Annotated in this window: 11 protein-coding genes, 2 tRNA genes and 3 rRNA genes; 4 read left to right on the forward strand and 12 right to left on the reverse strand. The window is 43.9% G+C overall.

Going from position 1 to position 26,463, the window contains the following annotated elements; genetic code table 11:
- Window positions 1–20: 20 nt before the first annotated feature.
- The 12 genes from rrf to D8S85_RS10445 form a co-directional block, all read right to left on the reverse strand.
- A 5S ribosomal RNA gene (rrf, locus tag D8S85_RS10390) occupies window positions 21–131 on the reverse strand.
- 192 nt (window positions 132–323) lie between these two features.
- Window positions 324–3,208 (reverse strand): 23S ribosomal RNA (locus D8S85_RS10395).
- A 161-nt stretch (window positions 3,209–3,369) separates the two neighbouring features.
- Window positions 3,370–3,443: transfer RNA gene (locus tag D8S85_RS10400), tRNA-Ala, on the reverse strand.
- Window positions 3,444–3,526: 83 nt separating this feature from the next.
- Window positions 3,527–3,600 (reverse strand) — tRNA-Ile (locus tag D8S85_RS10405).
- Between the two features lie 72 nt (window positions 3,601–3,672).
- Window positions 3,673–5,197 (reverse strand): 16S ribosomal RNA (locus tag D8S85_RS10410).
- Together the 16S, 23S and 5S rRNA genes with 2 tRNA genes alongside form the textbook arrangement of a ribosomal RNA operon.
- Window positions 5,198–6,056: 859 nt before the next feature.
- Window positions 6,057–8,768 carry a zinc-dependent metalloprotease gene (locus D8S85_RS10415; RefSeq protein WP_106480649.1) on the reverse strand — a complete coding sequence of 904 codons (2,712 nt, stop codon included), beginning with the start codon at window positions 8,766–8,768 and terminating at the stop codon, window positions 6,057–6,059.
- 47 nt (window positions 8,769–8,815) lie between these two features.
- Window positions 8,816–9,931: a hypothetical protein gene (locus D8S85_RS10420; protein WP_106480650.1), complete on the reverse strand. Its 1,116-nt coding sequence runs from the start codon at window positions 9,929–9,931 to the stop codon at window positions 8,816–8,818.
- Between the two features lie 18 nt (window positions 9,932–9,949).
- A complete protein-coding gene (locus D8S85_RS10425; RefSeq protein ID WP_106480651.1) occupies window positions 9,950–11,431 on the reverse strand; it encodes a RagB/SusD family nutrient uptake outer membrane protein in 1,482 nt (493 codons plus the stop codon).
- An 18-nt stretch (window positions 11,432–11,449) separates the two neighbouring features.
- Window positions 11,450–14,929, reverse strand: a complete 3,480-nt coding sequence (locus D8S85_RS10430) for a SusC/RagA family TonB-linked outer membrane protein (protein WP_228423186.1) — start codon at window positions 14,927–14,929, stop codon at window positions 11,450–11,452.
- A 173-nt stretch (window positions 14,930–15,102) separates the two neighbouring features.
- Window positions 15,103–15,303: a DUF4974 domain-containing protein gene (locus D8S85_RS22255; RefSeq protein ID WP_127075749.1), complete on the reverse strand. Its 201-nt coding sequence runs from the start codon at window positions 15,301–15,303 to the stop codon at window positions 15,103–15,105.
- Entirely contained in the window at window positions 15,275–16,267 is a 993-nt protein-coding gene (locus D8S85_RS10440; protein ID WP_127075041.1) for a FecR family protein, read from the reverse strand. The genes D8S85_RS22255 and D8S85_RS10440 overlap by 29 nt, the downstream gene beginning before the upstream one ends.
- 188 nt (window positions 16,268–16,455) lie before the next feature.
- Window positions 16,456–17,028, reverse strand: coding sequence for an RNA polymerase sigma factor (locus D8S85_RS10445; protein WP_228423187.1), 573 nt, complete (start codon window positions 17,026–17,028; stop codon window positions 16,456–16,458).
- A gap of 307 nt (window positions 17,029–17,335) precedes the next feature.
- Between D8S85_RS10445 and hisS the strand changes: the two genes are divergently transcribed.
- The 4 genes from hisS (at window position 17,336) to D8S85_RS10465 (ending at window position 26,450) form a co-directional block, all read left to right on the forward strand.
- Window positions 17,336–18,706 carry a histidine--tRNA ligase gene (gene hisS, locus D8S85_RS10450; protein ID WP_106480655.1) on the forward strand — a complete coding sequence of 457 codons (1,371 nt, stop codon included), beginning with the start codon at window positions 17,336–17,338 and terminating at the stop codon, window positions 18,704–18,706.
- 214 nt (window positions 18,707–18,920) lie between these two features.
- Window positions 18,921–20,417: a histidine ammonia-lyase gene (hutH, locus tag D8S85_RS10455; protein ID WP_205702824.1), complete on the forward strand. Its 1,497-nt coding sequence runs from the start codon at window positions 18,921–18,923 to the stop codon at window positions 20,415–20,417.
- A gap of 331 nt (window positions 20,418–20,748) precedes the next feature.
- Window positions 20,749–23,274 carry an MG2 domain-containing protein gene (locus tag D8S85_RS10460; protein WP_127075042.1) on the forward strand — a complete coding sequence of 842 codons (2,526 nt, stop codon included), beginning with the start codon at window positions 20,749–20,751 and terminating at the stop codon, window positions 23,272–23,274.
- A complete protein-coding gene (locus D8S85_RS10465) occupies window positions 23,235–26,450 on the forward strand; it encodes an alpha-2-macroglobulin family protein (RefSeq protein ID WP_127075043.1) in 3,216 nt (1,071 codons plus the stop codon). Before D8S85_RS10460 ends, D8S85_RS10465 begins: the two co-directional genes overlap by 40 nt.
- Window positions 26,451–26,463 lie beyond the last annotated feature (13 nt).

A 26,463-nucleotide genomic window follows, 5' to 3' on the forward strand; every position in this document is an offset into this window, starting at 1 on the left:
CAAGTTCAGCGATTTTTGAAATTCGGCATCGACCTACTCTCCCACCCGGGGGCAGTACCATCGGCGCTAACGGGCTTAACTTCTCTGTTCGGGATGGGAAGAGGTGGATCACCGTAGCTATAGATACCTTTTAATTAGTTTAGAATTTAGAACGTGGAATTTGAAATGACCTCTCGTCACCCAAAAACACCTTCCAATTCCCGTCACTTCTCGCGGCCCTCCGGCCGGCGTGACAAATACCCTTGAAGATCGTTTATTCATGCTTTTCTCGCGATTGCCGCTTGACAATCGCCGGGAACGTTAACCGGATCATCTCACCCGCCGAACGTCAACTTTCGGGTGATTAGTACCACTCGGCTTTGCCGTCACCGGCTTTACACCTGTGGCCTATCGACGTCGTCGTCTACGACGACCCTGCAAGGAGATCTCATCTCGAGGCAGGCTTCGCGCTTAGATGCTTTCAGCGCTTATCCCGTCCGCGCGTGGCTACCCTGCCGTACGACTGGCGTCATAACAGGTTCACTAGCGGCGCGTCCAACCCGGTCCTCTCGTACTAGAGTCAGGACCTCTCGAATCTCCAACGCCCACGACAGATAGGGACCGAACTGTCTCACGACGTTCTGAACCCAGCTCGCGTGCCACTTTAATCGGCGAACAGCCGAACCCTTGGGACCTTCTCCAGCCCCAGGATGTGACGAGCCGACATCGAGGTGCCAAACCGCCCCGTCGATATGAGCTCTTGGGGGCGATCAGCCTGTTATCCCCGGAGTACCTTTTATCCTTTGAGCGATGACCCTTCCACGCGGGATCACCGGATCACTATGCCCTGCTTTCGCACCCGATCGACTTGTAAGTCTCCCGGTCAAGCACCCTTGTGCCATTGCACTCCAAGGTTGATTACCAACCAACCCGAGGGTACCTTTGGAAGCCTCCGTTACGCTTTTGGAGGCGACCACCCCAGTCAAACTACCCACCACGCGGTGTCCCCATCACATGGGTTAGATCCCAGACAAGAGAAGGGTCGTATTTCAACGATGGCTCCACGATTCCTGGCGAAACCGCTTCATTGCCTCCGACCTATCCTACACGTCCCGTGCCCGGGAACAACGCGAAGCTGCAGTAAAGGTTCACGGGGTCTTTCCGTCCCGTCGCGGGTACCCGGCATCTTCACCGGAACTACAATTTCACCGAGCTCATGGTCGAGACAGTGCCCAGATCGTTACACCATTCGTGCAGGTCGGAACTTACCCGACAAGGAATTTCGCTACCTTAGGACCGTTATAGTTACGGCCGCCGTTTACCGGGGCTTCAATTTGAACCTTCGGGTCACCCCTGAGCTCTCCTCTTAACCTTCCGGCACCGGGCAGGTGTCAGGCCATATACGTCATCTTTCGATTTGGCATAGCCATGTGTTTTTGGTAAACAGTCGCCTGGGCCATTACTCTGCGGCTCTATCACTAGAGCGTCCTTTTTCCCGAGGTTACAGGACTATTTTGCCTAGTTCCTTGACCATGAATCACTCGAGCGCCTTGGTATGTTCTACCCGACCACGTGTGTCCGTTTACAGTACGGTTCCTCGTCACTTGAAGTTTAGCGGGTTTTCTCGGGGGTAAATTGCCTGGACGCTATCCCCTCGGCCGAGGCCTCGAGGTACTATCGACTTTCGCCTCCGGTGGCGTGCTTGACTACCACCGTCAAAGGGTACGGTCTTCAACGCGCTATTCCGTCAGCGCGCGGTCCATTCATCACCCCGTCACCGCGTCACGGTGACGAGAAGCACGGGAATGTTAACCCGTTTCTCGTCGGCGTCCCCCTTCGGGTTAGCCTTAGAGGCCGGCTGACCCCCGGCTGATTGACATTGCCGGGGAATCCTTGGTCTTGCGGCGTGGGGGGTTCTCGCCCCCATTATCGTTACTTATGCCTACATTTGCTTTTCATGCCGCTCCAGTCACTCTCGCGGGTGACCTTCAACGCTGGCAGGAATGCTCTCCTACCGGTCAGTTCAACACTGACCCCACGGCTTCGGTTGACAGTTTGATGCCCGTGTATTATCCACGCGGGATCGCTCGACTAGTGAGCTGTTACGCACTCTTTAAATGAATGGCTGCTTCCAAGCCAACATCCTAGCTGTCTCCGCGATCCCACCTCGTTTGATCAACTTAACTGTCCATCCGGGACCTTAGCCGGTGGTCCGGGTTCTTTCCCTCTCGTCCGCGGACCTTAGCACCCGCGGGCTCACTCCATGATTTCGTGTTCCAGCATTCGGAGTTTATCCGGATTTGATAGGCGGTGAAGCCCTCGCGTCCAACCAGTAGCTCTACCTCTGGAACAGAACATCACAGGCTGCACCGAAATGCATTTCGGAGAGTACGAGCTATTTCCCAGTTTGATTGGCCTTTCACCCCTACCCGCGAGTCATCCGAAAACTTTTCAACGTTTACCGGTTCGGTCCTCCATCACGCGTTACCGCGACTTCAACCTGCTCGTGGGTAGATCACAAGGTTTCGCGTCTAGCGCCACCAACTCGTCGCCCTGTTAAGGCTCGCTTTCACTTCGGCTAACGGGCCTGAAGCCCTTAACCTCGCTGGTGACGACTAACTCGTAGGCTCATTATGCAAAAGGCACGCCGTCACCATATTTCATGGCTCCGACCGCTTGTAGGCGCGCGGGTTCAGGGTCTATTTCACCCCCCTGCTCGGGGTACTTTTCACCTTTCCCTCGCGGTACTGGTTCACTATCGGTCTCTCGGGAGTATTTAGCCTTGCCAGGGGGTCCTGGCGAATTCAGGCAGGATTTCTCGTGTCCCGCCCTACTCGGGATCCCGCTATCTTCGATGGGGTTGTCGTGCACGGGGCTATCACCCTCCGCGGCTTACCTTTCCAGGTAATTGCACTTCGTCCATCGTCGAATGGCGCGGTCCCATGACCCCGGTGTCGCCGAAACGGCACCGGTTTGGGCTCTTCCCCGTTCGCTCGCCACTACTGGGGGAATCACTGTTGTTTTCTTCTCCTGCGGGTAATGAGATGTTTCAGTTCCCCGCGTTCGCCTCCATTGCTGGATGACCGTCATCTAGACGGTCGGGTTGCCCCATTCGGAAATCCACGGGTCAAGGGTTACTTGCACCTCGCCGTGGCCTATCGCGGCTTATCGCGTCCTTCATCGCCTCCGAGAGCCTAGGCATCCACCGCGCGCCCTTGATCGTTCACGTTCGTTAGCGTCGTGTGTCTTTAATAATTTCACCTTTGCCATCGTCTCCCGACGACGGCGGCTCTGTGTTATTCTACTACATTCTTATACTTCGCGGATCAAATGATCCGTTAACGTTCCAGCATGTCAAAGAACTTCGTCGTTCAATCTCTTGAACTCACGTGGAGAATAAGGGAGTCGAACCCTTGACCTCCTGAATGCAAATCAGGCGCTCTAGCCAACTGAGCTAATCCCCCGGCGTTGTAATTCAAAATGTAGAATCTAGAATGGAGTTACCCCCGTTTTAAATTCTAAATTTCAAATTCTAAATTCAGAATCGTAGTCCCTCGCGGAGTTGAACCGCGGACCTCTACATTATCAGTGTAGCGCTCTAACCAACTGAGCTAAGAGACTATGGTTAACCCGCTAGCGGGCGATTGAAAATAACGTGAAACGCTGTAGCGAGCAGCATGACTCCAGCTCCAGAAAGGAGGTGTTCCAGCCGCACCTTCCGGTACGGCTACCTTGTTACGACTTAGCCCCAGTTACCGGTATTACCCTAGCCCGTTCCTCGCGGTCACGATCTTCAGGTACTCCCGGCTTCCATGGCTTGACGGGCGGTGTGTACAAGGCCCGGGAACGTATTCACCGCGCCATGGCTGATGCGCGATTACTAGCGAATCCAACTTCGTGGAGTCGGGTTGCAGACTCCAGTCCGAACTACGACCGGCTTTAGAGATTCGCTCCGGGTCGCCCCGTGGCTGCCCTCTGTACCGGCCATTGTAACACGTGTGTCGCCCCGGGTGTAAGGGCCGTGCTGATTTGACGTCATCCCCGCCTTCCTCGCACCTTACGGTGGCAGTCTCGACAGAGTGCCCGGCCGAAACCGATGGCAACTGGCGATAGGGGTTGCGCTCGTTATGGGACTTAACCCGACACCTCACGGCACGAGCTGACGACAACCATGCAGCACCTTGCAGGTGGTCCCGAGGGAAAGAGGTGTTTCCACCTCATGCAACCTGCATTTAAACCCGGGTAAGGTTCCTCGCGTATCATCGAATTAAACCACATGTTCCTCCGCTTGTGCGGGCCCCCGTCAATTCCTTTGAGTTTCATCGTTGCCGACGTACTCCCCAGGTGGCTCACTTAATACTTTCGCTTGAACCCTGGCCGTGTATCGCCAAGATCCAGTGAGCATCGTTTACGGCGTGGACTACCAGGGTATCTAATCCTGTTCGCTACCCACGCTCTCGCGCATCAGCGTCAGACCGAGCCTGGGAAGCTGCCTTCGCTATCGGGGTTCCAAGTGATATCTATGCATTTCACCGCTACTTCACTTGTTCCGCCTCCCTCGTCTCGTCTCCAGGTCGACAGTTTCAACGGCGTGCTACAGTTTAGCTGCAGTCTTTTACCGCTGACTTGCCGTCCCGCCTACGCGCCCTTTAAACCCAATAAATCCGGATAACGCTCGCATCCCCCGTATTACCGCGGCTGCTGGCACGGAGTTAGCCGATGCTTATTCGTCAAGTACTGGCAAGGTGGCACTCGTGCCGCTTATTCTTCCTTGACAAAAGAGGTTTACAGGCCATAGACCATTCTTCCCTCACGCGACTTGGCTGGTTCAGGCTCTCGCCCATTGACCAATATTCCTCACTGCTGCCTCCCGTAGGAGTCTGGACCGTGTCTCAGTTCCAGTGTGGGGGACCTTCCTCTCAGAACCCCTAGACATCGTCGGCTTGGTGGGCCGTTACCCCGCCAACTACCTAATGTCGCGCGTGCCCGTCCCGTACCATCGGGATTTTAAACTCTCCCCCATGCGGGGGAAAGGTGTTATGGGGTATTAGTCCACGTTTCCGCGGGTTATCTCCCGGTACGGGGTTGGTTGCACACGTGTTACTCACCCGTGCGCCGGTCGCCGGCGGAGTATTGCTACTCCCCGCTGCCCCTCGACTTGCATGTGTTAAGCCTGTCGCTAGCGTTCATCCTGAGCCAGGATCAAACTCTTCATGGTAAAAGTTACTTTACAGAAATTTTTCTCTGGCAGGGTCATGTGTATGAATCTCGACTCCCGTCGATTCCGATTCACGCTCGCTACGTTGTTATTTTCACGTCAATATTGTTAAAGAACTCTTCTTTTCATCTTCATCGCCATCACCTCCCGTGAAGCGAAAGCGGTTGCAAAGATAAGGCGTTTTCACGTTTCCCTCCAAATCTTTCTCGAAGTTTTTTCGAACTTTTTTTTCGAGCCCCCCGTTTAAAGGATCCCTCGACGGGAAAGATCGTCGTCAACACTTCCAGAACGCCGCCGCCACGTGAACTCGCCGTCCCCTCGTCTCGCCCCCCGTTCCGTTTTAGCGGGTGCAAAGATAAGGCAAAGTTTCCCCCTTTTCCAAATTTTTTAACCACTTTTTTAGCAACTTTTTTAATCAACACTGGGATTCAACACGTTGCGATGAACATCCCCCGGGCCCCGGGCGTGCCAAGAACCGGGATACAACCCCTCTACCACCCTGCAACAAGGTGAAAAGGACGTTTCAAGGACGCTCACGAACGTCCTTGAAACGTCTTTGATGCGGCCATGATGCGTCTTTAATGCCCGGGAACATCGAACAAGGTACGGGAATGACTCGGAAGTTTTCCTGAAAAAGTTTACTCGAAACAAAGTAAACCTGTATCAAAATAATCAAAATTATTTGTTACCCGTACTACGGGTGATGAAGGAAACTAGCGCACTCTCTCTTCGGAGCAGGATTAGCTTAGATCAATGGTTGACAAACAACAAGGCATTGCTCTCGAAAAGGTTTACCTCGAATCGAGTAAACTTTTCCGAGAGCAATGCCAAAATCAAACGAGCAAGATCAAACTAGATGTTACTCTACTTTTAATGCTTTTAGAGTTTGAAGATACAGTAACTCGTAATGAGTACGATCATCAACCGGTCCGGTTGTCATCTTGCTTTTCGCCAAGGCATTAACCTTTTTCAGGATAGACAATTGTACTTCCGCTACCTCGTTTTCTGATCCATTTACCTTTGCCTTCAAAACATTAACTTTACTATTTTCATCTCTAAATGTATTCTCGGACAGCACTTTCGCTACAATTCCTTCTCCATGTTGTTGTTCCATTTTTTCAAACAAAGGATAAAAATGATCTAACAATCCATTCGAGTACAATCCTAGAAAACGAAGTTCTTCCAAAGAAGGGTAATCTGACAAATCTAAAGGTAAAACTCCCTGGTTTATATTTGCCGAAGTCAAGAATAATTTACGAGGGAAGAGACCACCTCCAGCAATGCTAGTGATATTTTTCAACAAATTCTTTTGGAATGTCCGGTCTAATAAACTCAATTTTTTCCCTTGCAAAGTAGGACGGAAAGCTTCCGTGTAAAGATCTTCATAAAATTCCTTGATCGTGTACGCGGCTTGCCCTTGCCCTTGCGCCAAGTGGGAAGAGTAGATAACTTTATTCGGTAAATCCTTGAACATCGCCTCTAGTACCAATCCTTGAATAGTATTAGCTTGGCTCGGTGCTGCAGGCAACTTAGCCGCCAACGCTTGGTTGTCAAGCCATGAACAACCGCGAAGTTCTTTCACCAACCATACCAATGCTCTCTTTTGATCGGCTTTAGCCACCGGCTCAAAAGGTTTACCTGACGTTCCATCTTTCACGTTTGTCGAATAAATTCCTCCAATCTGATAGAATACATTTGACAAATAGCGGTGATACTGAGTTACCAATTGATTATACAGGCTTAATCGACGAGTAATATTTCCCTTTTCCCCACTCCAAGCATCTAAATTAGCAAGTATATATTTCAAGTTTTTAATACCATAATCACCGGCTTTCACTGGATCATCTCCTAAATCCTCTGATAAGGCACTAGGATCATAAATAACATTAAGTTGTTGTGGTCCATAACGATAAATAGGGTCACCAGCTTTTTCATCTACCCATTTCTCCAGTTCAACAGCTTCTTCTTGCACGGTTTTATTACCTGCTATCGGAGAATATAACCATTTAATTACAAACTCGTCATACACACCCAAGTCAGGAGGAGTTAATCTCACGCCCTTGTCTTCCGGTTGTGCCACGTAGTTGTTACGAGCATAATCCATAATCGAAGGAGTTGTACCATATTTTGCCGTAAAAGTTGCCGAACGTAAAGAATCTACAGGATAAGCATTAGAGGCTCCCATATTGTGCATTAAACCTAACGTGTGACCTATTTCGTGGGCACTGACATATACAAGAGCTTCATGCAATACGTCTGCCGGTAATTTTTCAGTCCGTACCCGTTCGTCAACTTGAGCAGTTTGCACAAATCTCCATTCATTCACCAATCGAATAATATCATGCCAAATAAGTACAGTAGCATTCAATATTTCGCCCGTGATAGGATCTGTCCAACTAGGTCCCATCGCATTTTCAACCCCTGCCGGGATGTAACGAATGCAAGAATATTTCAAATTATCCGGGTCAAACTCGGGATTTTCCTCTGCTGTCGGGAAATCCCGTACTTGTAATACATTTTTAAAACCGATCTTCTCAAAAGCACGATTCCAAACCAATACACCTTCTTTAATTGGAGTTTTCCATTCTGCCGGGAATGCATCATCCACGTACCAAATAATCGGCTTTTTCACATCCACGGTTTCACCCCTCTCCCACGCGGCTTGATCTACGGGTTCTAATCGCCAACGATTGGAAAAAGCAAGGTTTCGTATACCGTCACAATCTGAAGAGAATTCTCTTTTAGGCATAAACAGTCCTCCCACCCAATGATAGTTAGGGAATACCCCGACTCTAGAATCAAGAATACGAGGTTGCATTTTCTCTTTCGGCAATAGCAGAAGGGAAATTGTAGAGGTCGTTGCCACTTCACCCATTGGGAAGGTAACTAGATAACTTTCAAGTAAAGCATCAAAGGTTTGAGAAACTTCCAAAGAAATATTATCATCGAAAACTTTCACTTTGCCTAACGAACAAGCTTCTTTTTTCTCTTTTAACGTACTAATTACTCCTCTAGCAGGTGTCAGCTCTTTGTTACTTTTAAACAAATCCGTTGATTCAAAGACAACAGCCGTACTATCATTATTATATGCCAAAACAGGATACTTTCTATAAATAAGCGGTGTATAACCACGTTCGATAGCCTTACCAATCCCAGCATCTTTTCCATCCCAGAAAGTAGCCGAATTCGGTTGTAACAGATATACACTTGAATCTCTCAATTCAATCTTCAAGTATATCGGTTTATTCATTTTATAACCGATAGGTACCACCCAGGCATCACTTGCTGTTTGCACCGTACCTCCAAGTAAAATTTCACGTCCCATGTTTTTCAACGGGTATTCGAAATAAACTTTCTGACCCGTTTTATGTACGGTTATGAATTCCCCTTTTGACGTGGCCACATCAGGCTTTTTCAATAGTTTATCATATTTACTTGTTGTCTTTTTTACCGTTGTAGCCACTTGCTCCGTTTGGGCCTTTTTCTTATTCTTTTTTCGTTCCATACCATTCATCCCCAAGCATGGCACGAGCATTGCTACAATTAGTAGCATCACATACAATTTCATCATTTTATTGATTTTTAGTTAATTATACAATACGGAGAATAACTCCCTTTTTAGTTATAAAGTTCACCTATCGCTTGCAAATCAATTCCCTGCTCCTTAAATATTCGAATCAATATATCATATTTTTTTCGAATTAATTGGTTCACATCCTTTTTCGGATGAAGAATACCCAGATAACTGTTTTTATCGTAATCCCCGCTTTCAGGTTCTGCCGTCAGGGTAGCATAAGAATTACTCGTGATCATTTTCAGGTAAGATTCTAAATCTCCCTTTTGAATTTGATCTAAAAGTACAGTTTTCGGTTCGCCAACAAGCCCTAAACGATAATAATCTTTGGGTAAAGGTTTGCTAGCAGTTCCGGCCCAATAATAATTTGTTACCTCATAAAAATCACTGAACGAATATATTGAAGCTAATTTTTTAACCCCAAACCAGGTGTGTAAAATAGATTTAAGCGAATCTTTCCGATGTTGAGTCAAGTTTTCTATACTTTCATCTCCATGGCTAAATATCAGGCTATTATACGCGTCCGTATAATAAGATCGATCTAGAGCCGTACCTCCAAACATTTCTTTCAAATTACGTCCTAGAATGATTTTCATGGGCATAGCTTTTTTCAAAACTAATTCGGGATAAAAATTCAAAAACATTTCTTCTATCCAAGCCAACTGTTCTCCAACGTATTCTTCATTCGCTTCATCAACTTTAAAATTCCCGTACGCTTTCACGCTTTGCTCCTCAATATAGACCTTCTTATTCTCTTCATCCAAGGTAGCTCTTGTCCATAAACCATTATCCTTGTATGCTGTTCCTAACGGCCAACTTTTTTGCACGCGTCCCAACATTGTCTGATAGACCACACTATCTTTCACGTACAGGTTATCCCCTAACGGAAATGTGTAAGCAGTCACGATTGTATCGTAATACATTTCACTCCACGTAAGATTTCCGGCAAAATAAACATCCCTCGGCTCAAACTTATAAAGAATATATAATCCCGTACGTTCGAAAAAATCAACAATTTTCGTATCGTATTCATGATTCCCCTGTGGCAACTCTATCTGGGGTACTAAGGTATCCGAAGGGATTAATGTTTCATCATCGCTACACCCTATCCAACCAACTAATCCCAAAGCCACGATCCACAATATATGTTTTATATTCATATTCTTTTCTTTTAATTTCTATTTGTTTTGTTCCAAAAGCGGATTGTAATCCAAGATTTTTTCCGGTATCGGTAGGCAATAATGACTCATATCTTTTTTATATTCTGTCTCTCCGTTCTCCTCCAGTATATGTGTCACCGTTATTCCCAAACGACGTAAGTCACACCAACGATGATTTGTTTCCCCACACAATTCCCTTCTACGTTCAGCTAAACAAAAGTCTAATAATTCCTGTCCATCCGTAATATCCGCATCCTCGTAAGGGAAAGCCTTATTAAAGCGATGTCTGCGTAATTCATTCAAATCAGCAAGGGCTGCCTGCCGGTAAGACTCGTTTCCTTCAGCCAAATATTTTCGAGCGTAGACCTCCGCCCGGTTCAAGTATAATTCGGCAGTTCTAATTCCTTGGTATCCCCCAAAATCGTCTTTCGCTTTTGAAATACCATCACGACATCCTAATTCCCCTCCTGACAACAAAGCCGAAATATCCTGACTCCATGAAAAATACATAAAACTTCTAATGTCATGTGTCTTCCTTGCCGTATAATTCGTATAAGACCCGTTCTCGTACGTACTCCACAACTCATTAGAAACGGAAAAAGGTGTTCCTATACCAATCCCTTTAGTAAATGCTTTGGGTTGTTGCCGTCCCCAAATAATCTCGTCCGGACTCGTTGTTAAATAAACACATCCCGCGCTTCCACTTGCCAAGAGTCCTTGCCACTTCAACGTATTCAAATCCAACAAATCAGATTTTTGGGCCAATACCGCATCAGCATATTCCAAGGCTTTATCCCATTCCTCCATGTAAAGATACAATCTAGACAAAATAGCTTTAGCCGCGAGATGCCCCATTCGGAAGTAATCCCGATCATAATCATATTCCGTTAACAATCGGTTGCCTTCTAGTAAATCTTGTTCAATACGAGAATAAACTTCCCGAACCGTGTTGCGGGGAAAGAATTCACCCGTCACGGTTGAGTTCAATTTCAAAGGTACACCAAGATTCGTATCCGGATTTCCCTGGTTATAGGCTATCCCAAAGAAATTCACCAGATGGAGATAATACCATGCCCGTAAAGTTAACGCCTCTCCACGTAAACTTTCTCTCAATTTATGCTCACCATCTTTCTGATCTAAATTGTCTAACACTAAGTTACATCCTAAAATTCCCTCGTAAAGTCCTTGCCAAAAAGCAGCATCATACCCACTACCCGACTCTGTAAACATATTTTCATCCCAGATAAATTTCCATTTATCCTTATCATGAGCAGTCTGCATATCTGTTGATTTCGCTCCATTACTCTTGATGTTATCCGTGAATATTTCTGTGCAGTAATAAAAATTATACGCATCTTCATAACCATCCCCCAAGAGTAGTTGTTCCAGATCAGTCAACGTTGAAGGACGAATCTCGTCTGAGCTTTCTTCCTTCAAAAAATCACTACATCCAATCGCCAACCAAGCAATAAATATTAATAAATATATTCCTGTCTTCATTGCCTTTCTTTTTTATCGTTAAAAACTCATATTCAAACCAAACGAAAAATCCTGTGAACGAGGTTGTTTTCCGACAGCCACTTCCGGATCCCGTCCTTTAAAATCCTTACTCTTAATCTGCAAAGGATTCGTTGCCGTAAAGGATATTGTCACGTTTTCGGCAAAGCCTTTAATCCATTTATCCGGTAAATTGTATGACAATTTGATATCATTAAAGCGGACATACCAAGCTTTCACGACCCTAGCATCCGAATATTTCCAAGCTTCTAACGGGTAAATTTTCGTCGTCCCGTCTTCAAACGGATACAAGGGACGGCAATTGTCTCCTACCGGTATCGATGGAATATCCGTAAACTGCTCATCTCCAGGTTTGCGCCAACGTTTTTTCAACTCGGAAGAAGCATTCTGATACTCGTTCATCATCATATCTCCACTTTTATAAGGAGAATTTAAAAACTCATAGTTCCCCGTACTTATGTATACACTCAACGGGAACGAAAAGCGTTTCCAACGAAAAACCATATTGATTCCAGTCGTGAACGTCGGTTCCTTGGAACCCACATACACCATATATTCTGTAGCATCTTCTGCAGCTTTTGCCGTGTTTGCCCGAGAAAAATCAAATAACGGTTCTCCGTTAGACGGATCCAAACCTGTAAATTTGAAAGCCCAGAAACTGCCCACGGAATATCCCTCTTTATTAAGAGAACCACTTACAGCATTACTCCACTTTCCGTTAGGTTCAATATCCGATTTTACTTTATTCGTATTACCTGAAAAACTTGCTCCCACGCTCCACATAAAATCTTTTGTCCGAACCGGAACAATAGAAAATGCAAAATCCCATCCTCTATTTGTTATATCACCGTCATTCACGTACATGCTGGATGTTCCATTCTCAAAAGGTACTCTGGCTGAAGTAATCACATCTGTTGTCTTTTTGTGATACCAATTGAATGTTCCATTTAATTTACTGTCAAACAAAGCGAAATTTACCCCAAGATTCACGGACAACGTTTTTTCCCATTTCAAATCGGGATTAGGTAATTGTTTCCAAGTCATCTGGTATTCTCCAGTTTTTGAATTTACAGCCTTCAATCTTGTCACGAGTTCCGGGCTCACGTTTTCGGCAACATTACCTTGAAAACCGAATGAAGCCGTAAATGCCAAATTATTAACCAGTCTTTGGTCTTGCATCCAATGTTCATCCGTAACATTCCAACGCAGTCCCAATGACCACACGGGTAAAAACTTTCCATCATCCCCAAACCGATTGGAACCGTCCTGCCGTAAGGATAAATTTATCGAGTAACGATTATCATACATATATCCGGCCGTGGCATAATATGAAACATAATTTAAAACACGATCTGTTATCGTCGGATTGGTTGCGGCATATGTCTGGTTTAAACGCCCGTTAGGAGTTTCCGCCGGTACATCTACAAACGATTTACCTCTATCCGGCTGATATCCCCAATTCGTCTGTGAAAAACCATCATACTGACTACTACGCACTTCTAGTCCGGCCATAAAATTCACGGAGTGTACACCGCGGAATAATTTCACAAACTCAGCCTGAAGACGAGCCGTGTAATTAAAATTACGATTTTCCGTTACCGCCAACATACCTCCATAGGGCAACCTAGAATCCTGAAACTTCAAATCCAACGGCCCGTATTCCCCGAATTCGTATTCCCGAATGGCCGAAATATAATTTGAACGTTCAGTAAACCAGGTCTCACCAAATGAACTACTAGATGTTCCTCCCAGAGTTGCCGACAAAGCCAAAGATTCTGTTACACGCCAACGGGCATTCAAATTCAACGTCAAGCTCTTTGAAGTATTTTCATTACCCGAATTAGCCAGTTCATTCAATATATTGTATTTATATCCTCCCTTGTCATAGTAGTATAATTCCCCATCGTCATCATAACAAGCGATTACCCGGCTTGTATTTATAGCATAAGAAAACGGGTCGACACCCGAAGCAAATGCTTTTGTTTTCGTATGGCTACCTGACAGAGAAGCCGTCACGGTCAGTTTATTCCAGAAAATAAAACTCGTGTTCAAGCTACCCGTGTATGCCACTTGATCGTTACCAATAGCCGTATTCTTAACATCCCGGTAACCAAACGAAGCACGATATGTTGCACTTGCATCACCTCCGGAAAAACTCAATGTATGAGATTGACTAAAAGGTGTTCGGTAAAGAATATCAAACCAGTCTGTATTCATCAACTCTAGCTTCTTCGCACCTGCATCAAATTCATCCAAACTAATTTCGTTACGGTCATACGCCAAAGCCAAACCCATATAACCTATATTTTCATTAGCTACCCTAGCTCCTCGTTCATAAGCTTCTCTTGAAAGATCTATTCTTTCTTTCGAGTTCATGATTTCCTGACGATTATAATTCATTCTCTGACTGGCAGTAAAATTGGCTGAATAATTTAATTGCATCCGCCCCCGTTCTCCCTTTTTCGTTGTAATCAGAATCACGCCATTAGCAGCCTTTACACCATAAATTGCCGTAGCAGAAGCGTCTTTGAGTACCGTTATGTCCTCTATATCATTGGGATTTAACCACGAGATCGCCCCTCCAATAAAATCTCGCATCATTTCCACGTTATCACTCATATTGGTAAGTTCCGACGCCTCAAAGGGCAAATTATCTTCTTGAATTATACCATCCACAACCCACACGGTTTCTGCATTACCAACCAATGTTGCAGTTCCCCGGACACGCACTTTCTGGCGAGTTCCCGTCAAACCACTCGTATTAATCACCATCATTCCCGGGATTTTTCCTTGAAGCATCGATTCCAATGTTTCGGTACCAGTCATGGCTAAATCCTTTACATCCACCCGAGAGTAGGACCCCGCCATACCTTTTTCCTTCAATACCTGATACCCGGTCACAACCACCTCATCAATGGCTTTTACGTCCTCCTTCATCATGATCCGCAAGGTGTCTTTACTTGTTTCGGGAGTAAATGCCAACACACGTTTCTCGTAGCCCACGAAAGAAAATTCTAATTCACCTTTTGTCAAAGGTAATTCCAAAGCAAACCATCCCCTAGCATCAGTCGCAGTTCCCAAAGTTACCCCCACGAGCTTTACTGTCACTCCTACCAAAGGTTGTTTATTTACATCATACACGAACCCCTTCACCCGCACAGATTTCTTTTCTTGTTCACCTACCGGAAGAGGTTTGATAACCACCATGTTGTCTACATATTCCCACGTGAATCTCTCGCCCAACATCCGGTGTAGCACTTCATCTATTTTCATATTTTTCACGTCCAACGAAATGAGCTGATTCACGTCCACTTCGTTAAAACTATAAAAGAAATCCAGTGATGTCTGTTGTTTCAACTCGGAAATCACCTTGGAAAAAGGTGTCTTTTTCACCTTCAATGTCACAATCTGATCCTGTGCTCGTACACTCGCGGAAAGAGAAAAGACGAAGCCTAACACCAATAAAAAAGTCAATTTCATAACCATCAAAATTTTCACACGCGATTTTCTTAACGGAAAATACGTACCCGTTCGATTTTTTTTCATAGTTTTGTAATATAGAGTTAAACAATCATCATCGAGGGTCTCGCAAACTTCTCGTGATGTTCTTTTGTACCGGGACTTGCAGCAACAACTCCCGGTTTTATTTTTAGTTAATTATATTTATCTAATTCACTTACAACTATCGTCCTTCCATGCACATTAAATTTCACTCGTGTTGTTTTCTCTATCATGGAGAAAATCTCGTCGGCCGTGTACTCTTTTTTAATCATTCCGGCAAAAACAAACTGTTTTACCCTTTCAGAGGAAAAAATAAAATCAAGATCATACCACCGTTGTAATTGTTCTGTAATTTTTTTTCAAAGTGGCACCTTCTTCAAAGTAAAATTTTCCATCTATCCATGCCGTGAAAGCCAACGCGTCAACCTCTTGGGTAGAAAAACATCCTCCCTGCCACACAGCTTGTTGTCCCGGATTTAGTACTGTGACTTCTTCGCCCGTCCTATTGCTCACTTGCACTTTACCGGAAACCAACGTTGTCCGGACGGCCATCTCCGAGGCATAAGCGTTCACGTTAAAACTTGTTCCCAACACTCTTACATTCACCTCTTTTGTCTCGACTATAAAAGGTTTTGCAGCATCCTTCGCCACCTTGAAATATCCCTCACCTTCCAGATACACCCGTCTCTCTTTTCCTTCGAAATGAGTCGGGAAACGAAGTCTCGACTCCGAGTTCAAGTAAACTTTCGAACCATCTGCCAAAATTAATTGATATTCGCCTTTCCGAGGAACAATGATCGTGTTGTACTCTACCTTAGCGGGAGTTCCGACCACTTGTTCATACGTCACGCTTTTAGAAGAATCGAATCGGATACGGACATCTCCCTTGTTTAAAATGGTATCACCCGAAGTCATGGATAAATCTATTCTTTCCCCTTGTCCCATAAGCAACACGGCATGCGCTGTTCCGGCCTCGATCTCTGGGGTTACTTTTGCAACAAGCACTTCTTTCTTCTCTCGTAAACTCAGCCACAACGTACCACACAACAATAAAGGCAACATCACGGCAGCCACCCAACGCCATATTGACACACGCCTCCGGTTTTTACCTTCACCTCGGTATTGCTCGATGGCTTGCCACATTTTTTGACGATCGGCCACCAACTCATCCTTTTTCCGCATCCCGACCTCTCTCAACACACGTCTCACGCCGGTAAAGTCCTCCTCTTGCCATATCCTTTTCCACTCGGCATCTCCCGGCTTGACCTTCCCCTCCAATATTGCCCGTAACCAATCTTTTTCATCTTTTGTACTCATACTACCTCGTTTTTTTAGAGTAAAGCCTTCTTATCCGACTTTCTATGCATAAAGCGAGAAACAGGTAAATTAGGGTGAAAAGAAATTGTATTTTTTTTTGTAAAATGATTCCATTCCTGAAGACGGCAATCACTTATATATAAGTATTAAGATTCACCCTGTAGGTAGGATTAATAAATGGCAAGAGCCTATCTCTTGAAAAAAGAATTGCACAAGATCAACATGAAATTTTTATCTGTATTACCAAATTCAGATTTAATTTTTTTGTAAGCAACTTTGACTTGGGTTTTCACTGTATTCACGGATACCCCCAATTGTTCTGCAACTTCTTTGTAACTTAATCCCTCAACACATCCCAATATAAAAATTTCCTTGCATTTGGGAGGCAAACTATCCATAACAACCTGCAAACGACCATACAATTCCTCGAAATTATCCGTTTTTTCCTCCGTTTCTTCCCCAGAGGTCATTATCTCCTGCCGGTACTTCCGTTCGACTTCTTCGTGAAGTTTCCAATCTATACACGCATGTTTGACCGATTGACTCAAATAACTATAAAGGGAACCGGTATGGGTTATTTTTGCCCGATTCACCCACAGGTAAATAAACGTATCCTGCACGATATCTTCCGCCTCCGCTCGATTCCCGACAAAACCTAACGCATAAAGATATAACCGTTCCGAGTAAGACTCGAAAAAATAATTAAATGCATACCAATCCCCCTCTTGCATTTTCCGGAACAAAGTCAATTCATTCTGCATAGGCCACATTTCCTTATTGAAAGCAAAAATAATGATTCTCTTTGTATTTTATACTCCCGTGCCGAAAAAATACAAGAAATGAACTTATAACCGGATCACCATGAAATTATAGGCAAAGATTGCTTAATGCCATAGCAATACCGGCCTTTTAATAAGGTCGCCATCTCCCAAGTATTTCAATGGTTTTACCTTAAGGATTCAGCAACACCCCACCAGCAATCAATATTTATTCCACCGAAGAGTTTCAAAAGAAATCAGAATCATTTATATTTGCATCACTATTAAGATAAAAGCTAAAAAAGACGACATGGCACAGACTCCATCTATTCCGAAAGGGACAAGAGATTATTCACCGGAAGTTATGGTGAAAAGAAATTATATATTTGACACGATCAAATCCGTATTCAAACTTTATGGTTATTTGCCGCTGGAAACCCCGGCGATGGAAAATCTTTCCACCCTCATGGGGAAATACGGCGAGGAAGGGGATAAATTACTTTTCAAGATACTGAACTCCGGAGATTTTCTGGCTCCTGTTACTAATAGTGAAGTGGAGGAACGCAATATTCCCCGGTTGACCAACAAGATTTGCGAAAAGGGATTGCGTTATGACTTGACCGTGCCTTTCGCTCGATTCGTGGTACAACACCAAAATGAAATATCATTCCCGTTCAAGCGCTACCAGATTCAACCCGTGTGGCGGGCCGATAGACCGCAAAAAGGGCGTTATAGAGAATTCTACCAATGTGACGTGGATGTCGTGGGAAGCGATTCTTTGTTGAACGAGGTGGAATTGGTTCAGATCGTGGACGAGGTGTACAAACGGCTGAAAATAAATGTACGCCTGCTGATTAACAACCGGAAAGTGCTGGCCGGAATTGCCGAAACGATCGGTCACCCCGACAAGCTGGTTGACATTACCGTTGCCATTGACAAGATGGATAAAATCGGTGCTGAAAACGTGAATGCCGAACTCCGGGAAAAAGGAGTGTCAGAAGAGGCTATTGAAAAATTACAACCCATATTACGCTTAGAAGGTTCCAACGAAGAGAAGTTGACCCGCTTGCAAGAAGTCTTGAAAGACAGTGAAACCGGATTAAAAGGAGTTGCAGAGCTTTCTACCGTATTCCGTTATTTGAATCAACTGGATATCCAAACGGAAATAAAGCTAGACCTAACTCTTGCCCGCGGATTGAGTTACTACACCGGAGCCATTTTCGAGGTAAAAGCCAAGGACGTGGAGATTGGAAGTATTACCGGAGGAGGGCGTTATGATGACTTGACCGGAATTTTCGGAATGAAAAATATGTCGGGCGTTGGTATATCCTTCGGGGCCGACCGCATCTTCGACGTGATGAATCAACTGGACATCTTCCCCAAAGATTCCACGGCAACTACCCGCGTGCTTTTCGTGAATTTCGGGGAAAAAGAAGAGGCTTTCTGTCTCCCTGTACTGAAAACCTTACGGGCCGCAGGAATCAATTCCGAGATATACCCGGAAGCCGCCAAGATGAAAAAACAAATGACTTACGCCGACAAAAAGAGTATTCCTTATGTCGCTCTAGTCGGTGAAAACGAGATAAACAATAACGTGGTCACGCTGAAAAATATGCTTACCGGAGAACAAGAAAGTGTAGCTATTTCCAGCCTAGTTGACAAACTAAAAAGCGAGAATTAAGGTATGCAACTCTATCGCAAAGAACAACGCCCGCTGAAAAACCACGGATTTGATGTTAGATTCCCGTGAGGAGGAATCTAACGGTTGCAAGTTACAGGTTCACACGTTACAAGTTATTCAAACTTATAACGTGAAAAATCAAAGATTCAACCCGCACTTGCAACATGTAACCATTTCAGTGCGTGTAATTTAAAATTTAAAATCAAAAATTCCAATGACTCATTATATAACCCCAGAGAAATTAACTTTCGAGCAGATCGAAAAAATTTTAACCAAGAAGTATAAATTAGCTTTATCGGACGAAAGCAAGAAACTGATCAATGATTGTAAGGCTTATCTGGATCACAAAATCGCAACGTCTGACAAGCCATTGTACGGAATCACTACCGGGTTCGGTTCTTTGTGCAAGATTTCCATCTCGCAGGAAGATTTAAGCCAATTACAGGCAAATTTAGTCATGTCTCATGCTTGCAGTTTGGGAGAACCCGTGCATAAAGATATTATCCGCTTGATGTTGTTGTTGAAAGCCCACGCTCTTTCTTTGGGAAAATCCGGGGTACAACAAGTAACCGTGGAACGTATTATCGATATGTTCAACCACGACGTTCTTCCCGTGGTGAAGGAGTTGGGTTCTTTAGGGGCATCCGGGGACTTGGCCCCGTTGGCAAACTTGTTTTTGCCGTTGATCGGTGAGGGTGAAGTTTTCTACAAGGATAAAATCTATCCGGCAAAGGAAATTAATGCCAAATTCGGCTGGGAGCCTATCCAGCTGGGAGCTAAAGAAGGGTTGGCTTTGCTGAATGGTACTCAATTTATGAGTTCTCACGCAGTTTATGCTTTATTGAATGCCTTCAAAGTGGTAAAATATGCCGATATTATTGGAGCTTTATCACTGGAAGCATACGATGGACGCATCGATCCGTTCTTACCGCAAATCCATGAGGCTCGTCCTCATCCGGGACAAATTGAAACGGCTCGCAATATCCGCACTTTACTGGAAGGTTCAGAATTCCAGAAAATGGAAAAGACTCACGTGCAAGACCCGTATTCTTTCCGTTGTATGCCTCAAGTACACGGGGCCGTGAAAGATACCGTGGCTTACGTGGCATCTGTCGTTGAACGGGAAATCAACTCGGTAACCGATAACCCGACTATTTTCATGGAAGATGATTTGATCATTTCCGGTGGCAATTTCCACGGAGAACCGCTGGCCCTGGTACTAGATTTCTTAAGCATCGCTATCGCCGAATTGGGTAGTATCTCCGAAAGACGAGTGTACCGCTTGATTGCCGGAGATCGTAAAACGCCTGAATTCCTCGTTGCCAATTCCGGCTTGAATTCCGGTTTCATGATCCCGCAATATGCCGCTGCCGCCATCGTCAGCAAGAACAAGCAGTTATGTTCACCGTGTTCCGTGGACTCCATCCCGTCATCCAACGAGCAGGAGGATCACGTCAGCATGGGTGGCAATGCCGCAACCAAGACAGTGAAAGTGATCGAGAACGTGGAACGAGTGCTTGCTATCGAATTGATGAATGCGGCACAGGCCATCGAGATGCAACGTCCGACCAAGACTTCTGCATATTTGGAAAATTTCTTGGCTGAATTCCGTACGATCGTACCGTTTAATAGTCAAGACCGGGTGATGTACCAGGATATCGAAGCTGCCGTTGAGTTTTTGAAACAGGGGGAGTTTGCTAACTTCGAATAATATCATAAACACATCAATGCAAGAGGTTGTGTTAAACCCATACTTAAACACCCTGCCGGCTTCGCCGGGAGGGTGTTTTAAAAACTATCCCTTCTCCGTAAATAGTCAAGATTGAACCATATTTTCCCTTGATGATGGACATAATATGAACATAGCATCTAGATTTGTCTATGCTTATGATGTATTTATATCAAGCACACTATACTAAAAACTTCAATTATTTATCTTATTTTTATGGAATTTCTGTTCTCTCTGCATCTATGTAATAACATTTCCCCCGGGAACTGCGAATAAACATAGACAGAAAAAGTATAAACAAACAGATTACGATATGATGAAAAGATTACTTATTATCACAGTATTATTATTCGGTGCACTCATTGCTTTCGGACAAAAAAATGTATCCTCAGAAAAAACAGCAAACCCGAAAACAGCCTTAATCGAGGCACAAAAGGATTATCAGAAGGCCGTAAAAGAAAAAAACTCCCCGTTACTGATACAATCTTTAATTCGCCAAATCAATTATCAATCTCTTATCGACATGGACAGTATCCCTCCCATGTTACAAAATTTGGAAAAATACATAGAAACAGACCAAAATATAATTGAAAAAAGTATTCTACACTCGTTATTGGCAGAACTCTATCAAATGTACTACAAAAGTGAGCAAAATAAAATCAGCCGTAGAACTCCAATCACAGGATATATTCCTCGTAACATGGATGAGTGGACAGAAAACATATATATAGAAAAAATCTTCCAGCATGCATTAGATGCAGTAAAAGCCCAATCCAAACTCTCCGAAATTAATTGTCTCTCTTATAAAGAAATTCTCATCCTCGGAAAAAATTCTCCGGCACTTCGTCCCACGATGTATGATTTCCTCGTGTACCGCAGTATTGACATTTTAAACAGATTATATGACATTTCCCGTTATTACAAACAAGAACCGATCACTGAATGGCAACTATTTGCCCCGACGGAAGAATTCGTAAAAACTCCTATCGAAGCGAAAGATTTTGATATTCCCATGAATATTCTCAAACTTTATCAATATCTGTTACAAGTAGATATAGCAGCAAAACGTACAGACGCTCTTCTCATTTCAGATTTGGATCGTTTGGAATACGTAAAGAATAAGATCCAATTAAAAGCTAAAGATTCTCTATACATCCACGCTTTAGAACAGCTATCCCAACAATACAACAAAAATCCCTATCAAGTAGAAATCCTCTATAAACTTGCCCAACATTACTACCAAACAAATCATGTAATAAAGAAAGGAGATTTTCAAAAGGCCCTGGGTATATGCAATACTGGGATTCGCCAATACCCTCAATATTTCCGGATCAACACGTTAAAGCAGTTGGTTCAAGAGATAACACAAACCACCGCATCTTACTCCATTAAATCTAACATATACCCGGGTCAAGAACAATACATTCAACTATCATACAAAAACTTACCAAAACTTTCAATCGCCCTGTACGAAGTCTGTGAACAGACTCTTGAGTTTCTGAACCTTAACAAACAAGCTTCAAAACAAAAAAAAGTAGCCACATACACGTATTATCTTCCAAAACAATTATATAGCCAAGATACAGTGTTACCAATCCCTGTACCTAACACAGGACGTTATCAACTAATAGTATCTTATCCAAATAATATCAAAGCAGATTCTTTATATTTCAATTCAAGCCGTCTTTCATCTATCGCCCGCAAAACAGGAAAGACCAACTACGATATACTTGTTTGTGATCTCATTAGCGGAAAACCGATCAAAGATGCGAAAATAAAAATCTACAAGAGAACCGGAAAGAAATATCATCAGATAAAAGAATATTCTTCTGACAGAAACGGACTTGCTTCATTCAATGAATCAAATCAGGACAATTACTATCAAGTCACCTTAGGAAACGACAATGATGGAGTTCTACAACAACTTCCCTACCAATACTTCAACACCACAAAGACCGAATTGTCCGAAGTAAATCTTTTCACGGATCGATCAGTATATCGCCCCGGTCAAATAGTCTATTTCAGCGGAATCTGTTGGGAAGCAACCAAAGAGATATCGCAAGCCATTGTCGGAAAAAATTATACCGTAACCTTACTAGATGCAAACCAACAAGTTGTTGCCAAACAAGAAGTCAAAACAAACCAATTTGGTTCTTTCTCTGGGAAATTTTCTTTGCCCCAAGAAGTTTTAAATGGGATCTTTACGATCTCCACTCCCGGAGGTTCACAAACGATCTCTGTAACCGAATATAAACGTCCAAAATTCAACATTACGTTCAACCCGATAAAAGAAGCTTATCAATTGGGAGACCAACTTACCATTTCCGGTATTGCCAAAACCTATTCAGGAGTACATGTAGAAAATAGCAAAGTGACTTACAGTATTCAAGCCAATTCTCCTTTCGGAAGGTTTCAAGAAAATACCATAGCAGCAGGAAAAACACAGACAAATGCTAAAGGAGAATTCCAAATTTCATTCAAAACGGAAAAGCTCCCCCAAACTCCTACTCCATACAATAATTTCACCATATATACAGTTTCTGTTACAGTAACCGCTCCAAACGGAGAAACCCAAGAAGCACAATATCCGATTCACGTCAGCAACCAACGTTATTCATTAAATGCCATAGTTGATTCTAAAATCAATAAAGATCTTCCAAGTAATATTCTAATTACAACTCAAAATACTCTCGGCTCACCCTTGGCAGAAAACATCACCTATGAGTTATCCTCTCTCAAACCATTACAAAAACTAGGAGAACAATACAACACAAAAAATCTTCCTGTTCATCAAAAAGTATGCGAAGGAATCTTCACTACCGGAGAAAACAAAAACTAGATATAGATTTGTCATCTCTACCTTCCGGAGCATACCTGTTAAAACTTGCAGGTTCGGGAAATGATAAAGACATCACTTATCAAACGATTCTATATCTCTATTCATTTGAAGACAAACAACCACCTTATCCCACCTACTACTGGTGCGTGGAAGAAAAAACGGTATGCACTCCCGGTGAAGAGGCTAAAATCCTGTTAGGTTCATCTGCAAAAGAGGTATATGTTCTATATGAAATATATTCTAATCAAAAATTTATGGAGCGGAAACGCTTGATTCTAAACAACTCCAATACTACTTTATCAATCCCTTATAAAGAAGATTACGGGCAAACGGCAGAGGTTATCATTAGCTATATAAAAGACGAAAAATCTTTCCTAAACAACATCACGTTAACTCGCAAGGAAGTTAGTAAAGAATTGAATATCATTACAAAAACTTTCCGAGATCATCTAGTTCCCGGACAGCAAGAAGAGTGGTCATTCGTTATCAAGACAGCGCAAGGGAATGTCATTGTTTCTGAGATGATGACCAGTATGTATGACGCTTCTCTAGATGTAATCCGTCCTCACAATTGGAATTTTTACCCTATTTACAACGAATACAGTACTATACCTAGATGGCGGCACAACATTTATCCACAATATGCTTTTTTAAATGAACAGACCCAAGGGTTGAATTTTCCCGAATTCAAATATGATAAATTAAATCTATACGACTTGAACGAATATTCCTTCTTCGGTTTAAACAATGTCATTGCAAGAGGATATAACGAAGCCGCACCATCACAGGAAGCAATGGCGGATGAAGTAATGATGGTCTCTTGCAAACAAGCTGGTAGATTACGACTAGCTGCAGGCAAAGCAAAGTCTATATACAATTTTGATTACGATTCCGACTCTTGGGAAGAATCCGAAACAATAACTCCGGAAATCAGACAGAATTTCCAAGAAACAGCTTTCTTCTTTCCCCAACTGCTAACGGATTCTACCGGCAACGTGGTCATCAAATTTACCGCACCAGAATCAACCACCACGTGGAAATTCATGGCCTTGGCCCACACGCCAACGATGCAATTCGGACAAATTGAAAAATTCGTCGTTACAAGCAAGAAGTTCATGATCAACACGAACTTGCCACGATTTGTGCGTACAGGAGATAAAGTCGTATTACAAGCCACGATCAACAACCTCACGCCGGAAGTACAACAAGGCGAAACTTACCTTGAATTATTTGTTCCCTCGACAAATGCCGTGATCAGTAAACAGCAGGTAACATTTAACGTGAAGGCGCAGGAAAATCAAACCGTCAGCTTTGAATTTACAGCCCCGGAAAATATCGATTTACTCGGGTGTCGTATAGTTGCCTCTTCATCGGAATTCAGTGATGGAGAACAGCACGTGCTGCCCGTCGTACCTAACGCAACCTTAGCTACACAGACGTTACCTATATTCATGAACCGCCAAGGCCAACAGACATTCAAATTGAATGCTCCGAAAGGTATTACTCCATACCGTTTGACCTTGGAACTCACGGCAAATCCGATATGGTATGCCGTATTAGCTCTACCCACGATAAACACGCCACAAACAGATAACGTCACGGAGATCACGGCATCCTATTATGTCAGCACACTGGCCACAGCCATTGCGAATGCAAATCCACAGATCACAAATACAATCCGGCAATGGATGCAAAAACCAGATGCAGCACTGATCTCTCCGTTAGAAAAGAACCAAGAATTAAAATCTATCCTGCTGCAACTTTCTCCTTGGGTCTCCGAAGCTCAAAATGAAACACAACAAATGCGTTCACTAGGAGAGCTTTTGGATGTCAATCGCCAAAATTATATTTCTCAACAAGCCATCAATAAACTTACCGAACTGCAAAATGAAGATGGCGGATGGTCTTGGTTTAAAGGATTCACTTCCAGTACTTTCATGACAGCAAATGTACTTGAAGCTATGGCAAGACTGGTCTCCCTAAATGTCACAAGCCACTCGGAACAGGTGAAAAAAATGCAAGTCAAGGCGTTACAATTCCTAGATAAACAAATACAAGAATCATACAAACACGTGAAGACAGCCGGATATTCCCAGATCCTGTACCTATACACACGTAGCGCATACCGGGATATCCCATTAGCAGATGCACGAGAAGCCCACAAGTATTATCTTGGTCAACTGGAAACGTCGTGGCCACAACTTTCCCTTTACGAAAAAGCCTTGACAGCCATTGCTATGGTACGTTACGGGAAAACGGGTATTGCGAAACAAATCATTCGCTCCCTGAAAGAGTATTCCACGACAACTCCCGAAATGGGAATGTATTGGGCAAACAACCGTTCTACCCTGTTCACGAATTCTGCCATTCAAACCCACGTGGCCATCATGAGTGCCTTCCGGGAGATTGAAGGGAATTCCACGGATACGGAATGGATGAAACAATGGTTATTGCGGCAGAAACAAACCCAAAGCTGGGGATCAACCCCAACCACGGTAGACGCTATCTACGCATTGCTGCTCACGGGTAATAATCAATTAGCTTCATCGGAGAATCTGGGCGTCAAATTCGGAAACAAGAACTTGAATGTCTCCCCGGAAGAAAAAACACTCGGCTACATCAAGCAAACTTTCACGGGGAAAGAAATTACCCCCAAAATGATGAACGTAACCCTTTCAAAACAACAGCAACAAGCAAGTTGGGGTGGGCTATATTTACAATACTTTGAAAAACTAGATAAGATCACCAGCCATTCAGGCGATATCTCCGTACAGAAAGATCTTTTCATCCAGAGAGAAGGCGATAATGGAAATACGCTGACGCCATTGGCAGGACAGGATTTACAAGTCGGTGACCGCATCTGTATCCGTATCACGGTAACCAATAACCAAGATATGCAATTCGTACATCTGAAAGATCTGAGAGCCGGATGCTTTGAGCCCACGGAACAGCTTTCAGGTAATCGTTGGCAAGAGAACCTTGGTTACTACCAGGAAACTACGGATGTTGCAACAAACTTCTTCTTTGATTTCCTCCCTAAAGGTACACACGTGTTCGAATACACGGTATGGATTGCCCAAAGCGGAACTTATCAAGATGGCATTGCCACATTACAATGTGTCTATGCTCCACAATATTCTGCGAACAGTGATGCGGGAAGCGTCACTGTCCAGTAACTAAAAAGAAAAG

The organism is Butyricimonas faecalis (assembly GCF_003991565.1).
GTDB lineage: Bacteria > Bacteroidota > Bacteroidia > Bacteroidales > Marinifilaceae > Butyricimonas > Butyricimonas faecalis.

Bases quoted from the DNA above. Each gene is read 5' to 3' on its own strand.
- D8S85_RS10440 (WP_127075041.1), bottom strand. From the start codon at position 16,267: ATGAGTACAAAAGATGAAAAAGATTGGTTACGGGCAATATTGGAGGGG.
- D8S85_RS10415 (WP_106480649.1), bottom strand. From the start codon at position 8,768: ATGATGAAATTGTATGTGATGCTACTAATTGTAGCAATGCTCGTGCCA.
- D8S85_RS10425 (WP_106480651.1), bottom strand. From the start codon at position 11,431: ATGAAGACAGGAATATATTTATTAATATTTATTGCTTGGTTGGCGATT.
- hisS (WP_106480655.1), top strand. From the start codon at position 17,336: ATGGCACAGACTCCATCTATTCCGAAAGGGACAAGAGATTATTCACCG.
- D8S85_RS10465 (WP_127075043.1), top strand. From the start codon at position 23,235: ATGCGAAGGAATCTTCACTACCGGAGAAAACAAAAACTAGATATAGAT.
- D8S85_RS10445 (WP_228423187.1), bottom strand. From the start codon at position 17,028: ATGCAGAATGAATTGACTTTGTTCCGGAAAATGCAAGAGGGGGATTGG.
- hutH (WP_205702824.1), top strand. From the start codon at position 18,921: ATGACTCATTATATAACCCCAGAGAAATTAACTTTCGAGCAGATCGAA.
- D8S85_RS10430 (WP_228423186.1), bottom strand. From the start codon at position 14,929: ATGAAATTGACTTTTTTATTGGTGTTAGGCTTCGTCTTTTCTCTTTCC.
- D8S85_RS10420 (WP_106480650.1), bottom strand. From the start codon at position 9,931: ATGAATATAAAACATATATTGTGGATCGTGGCTTTGGGATTAGTTGGT.
- D8S85_RS10460 (WP_127075042.1), top strand. From the start codon at position 20,749: ATGATGAAAAGATTACTTATTATCACAGTATTATTATTCGGTGCACTC.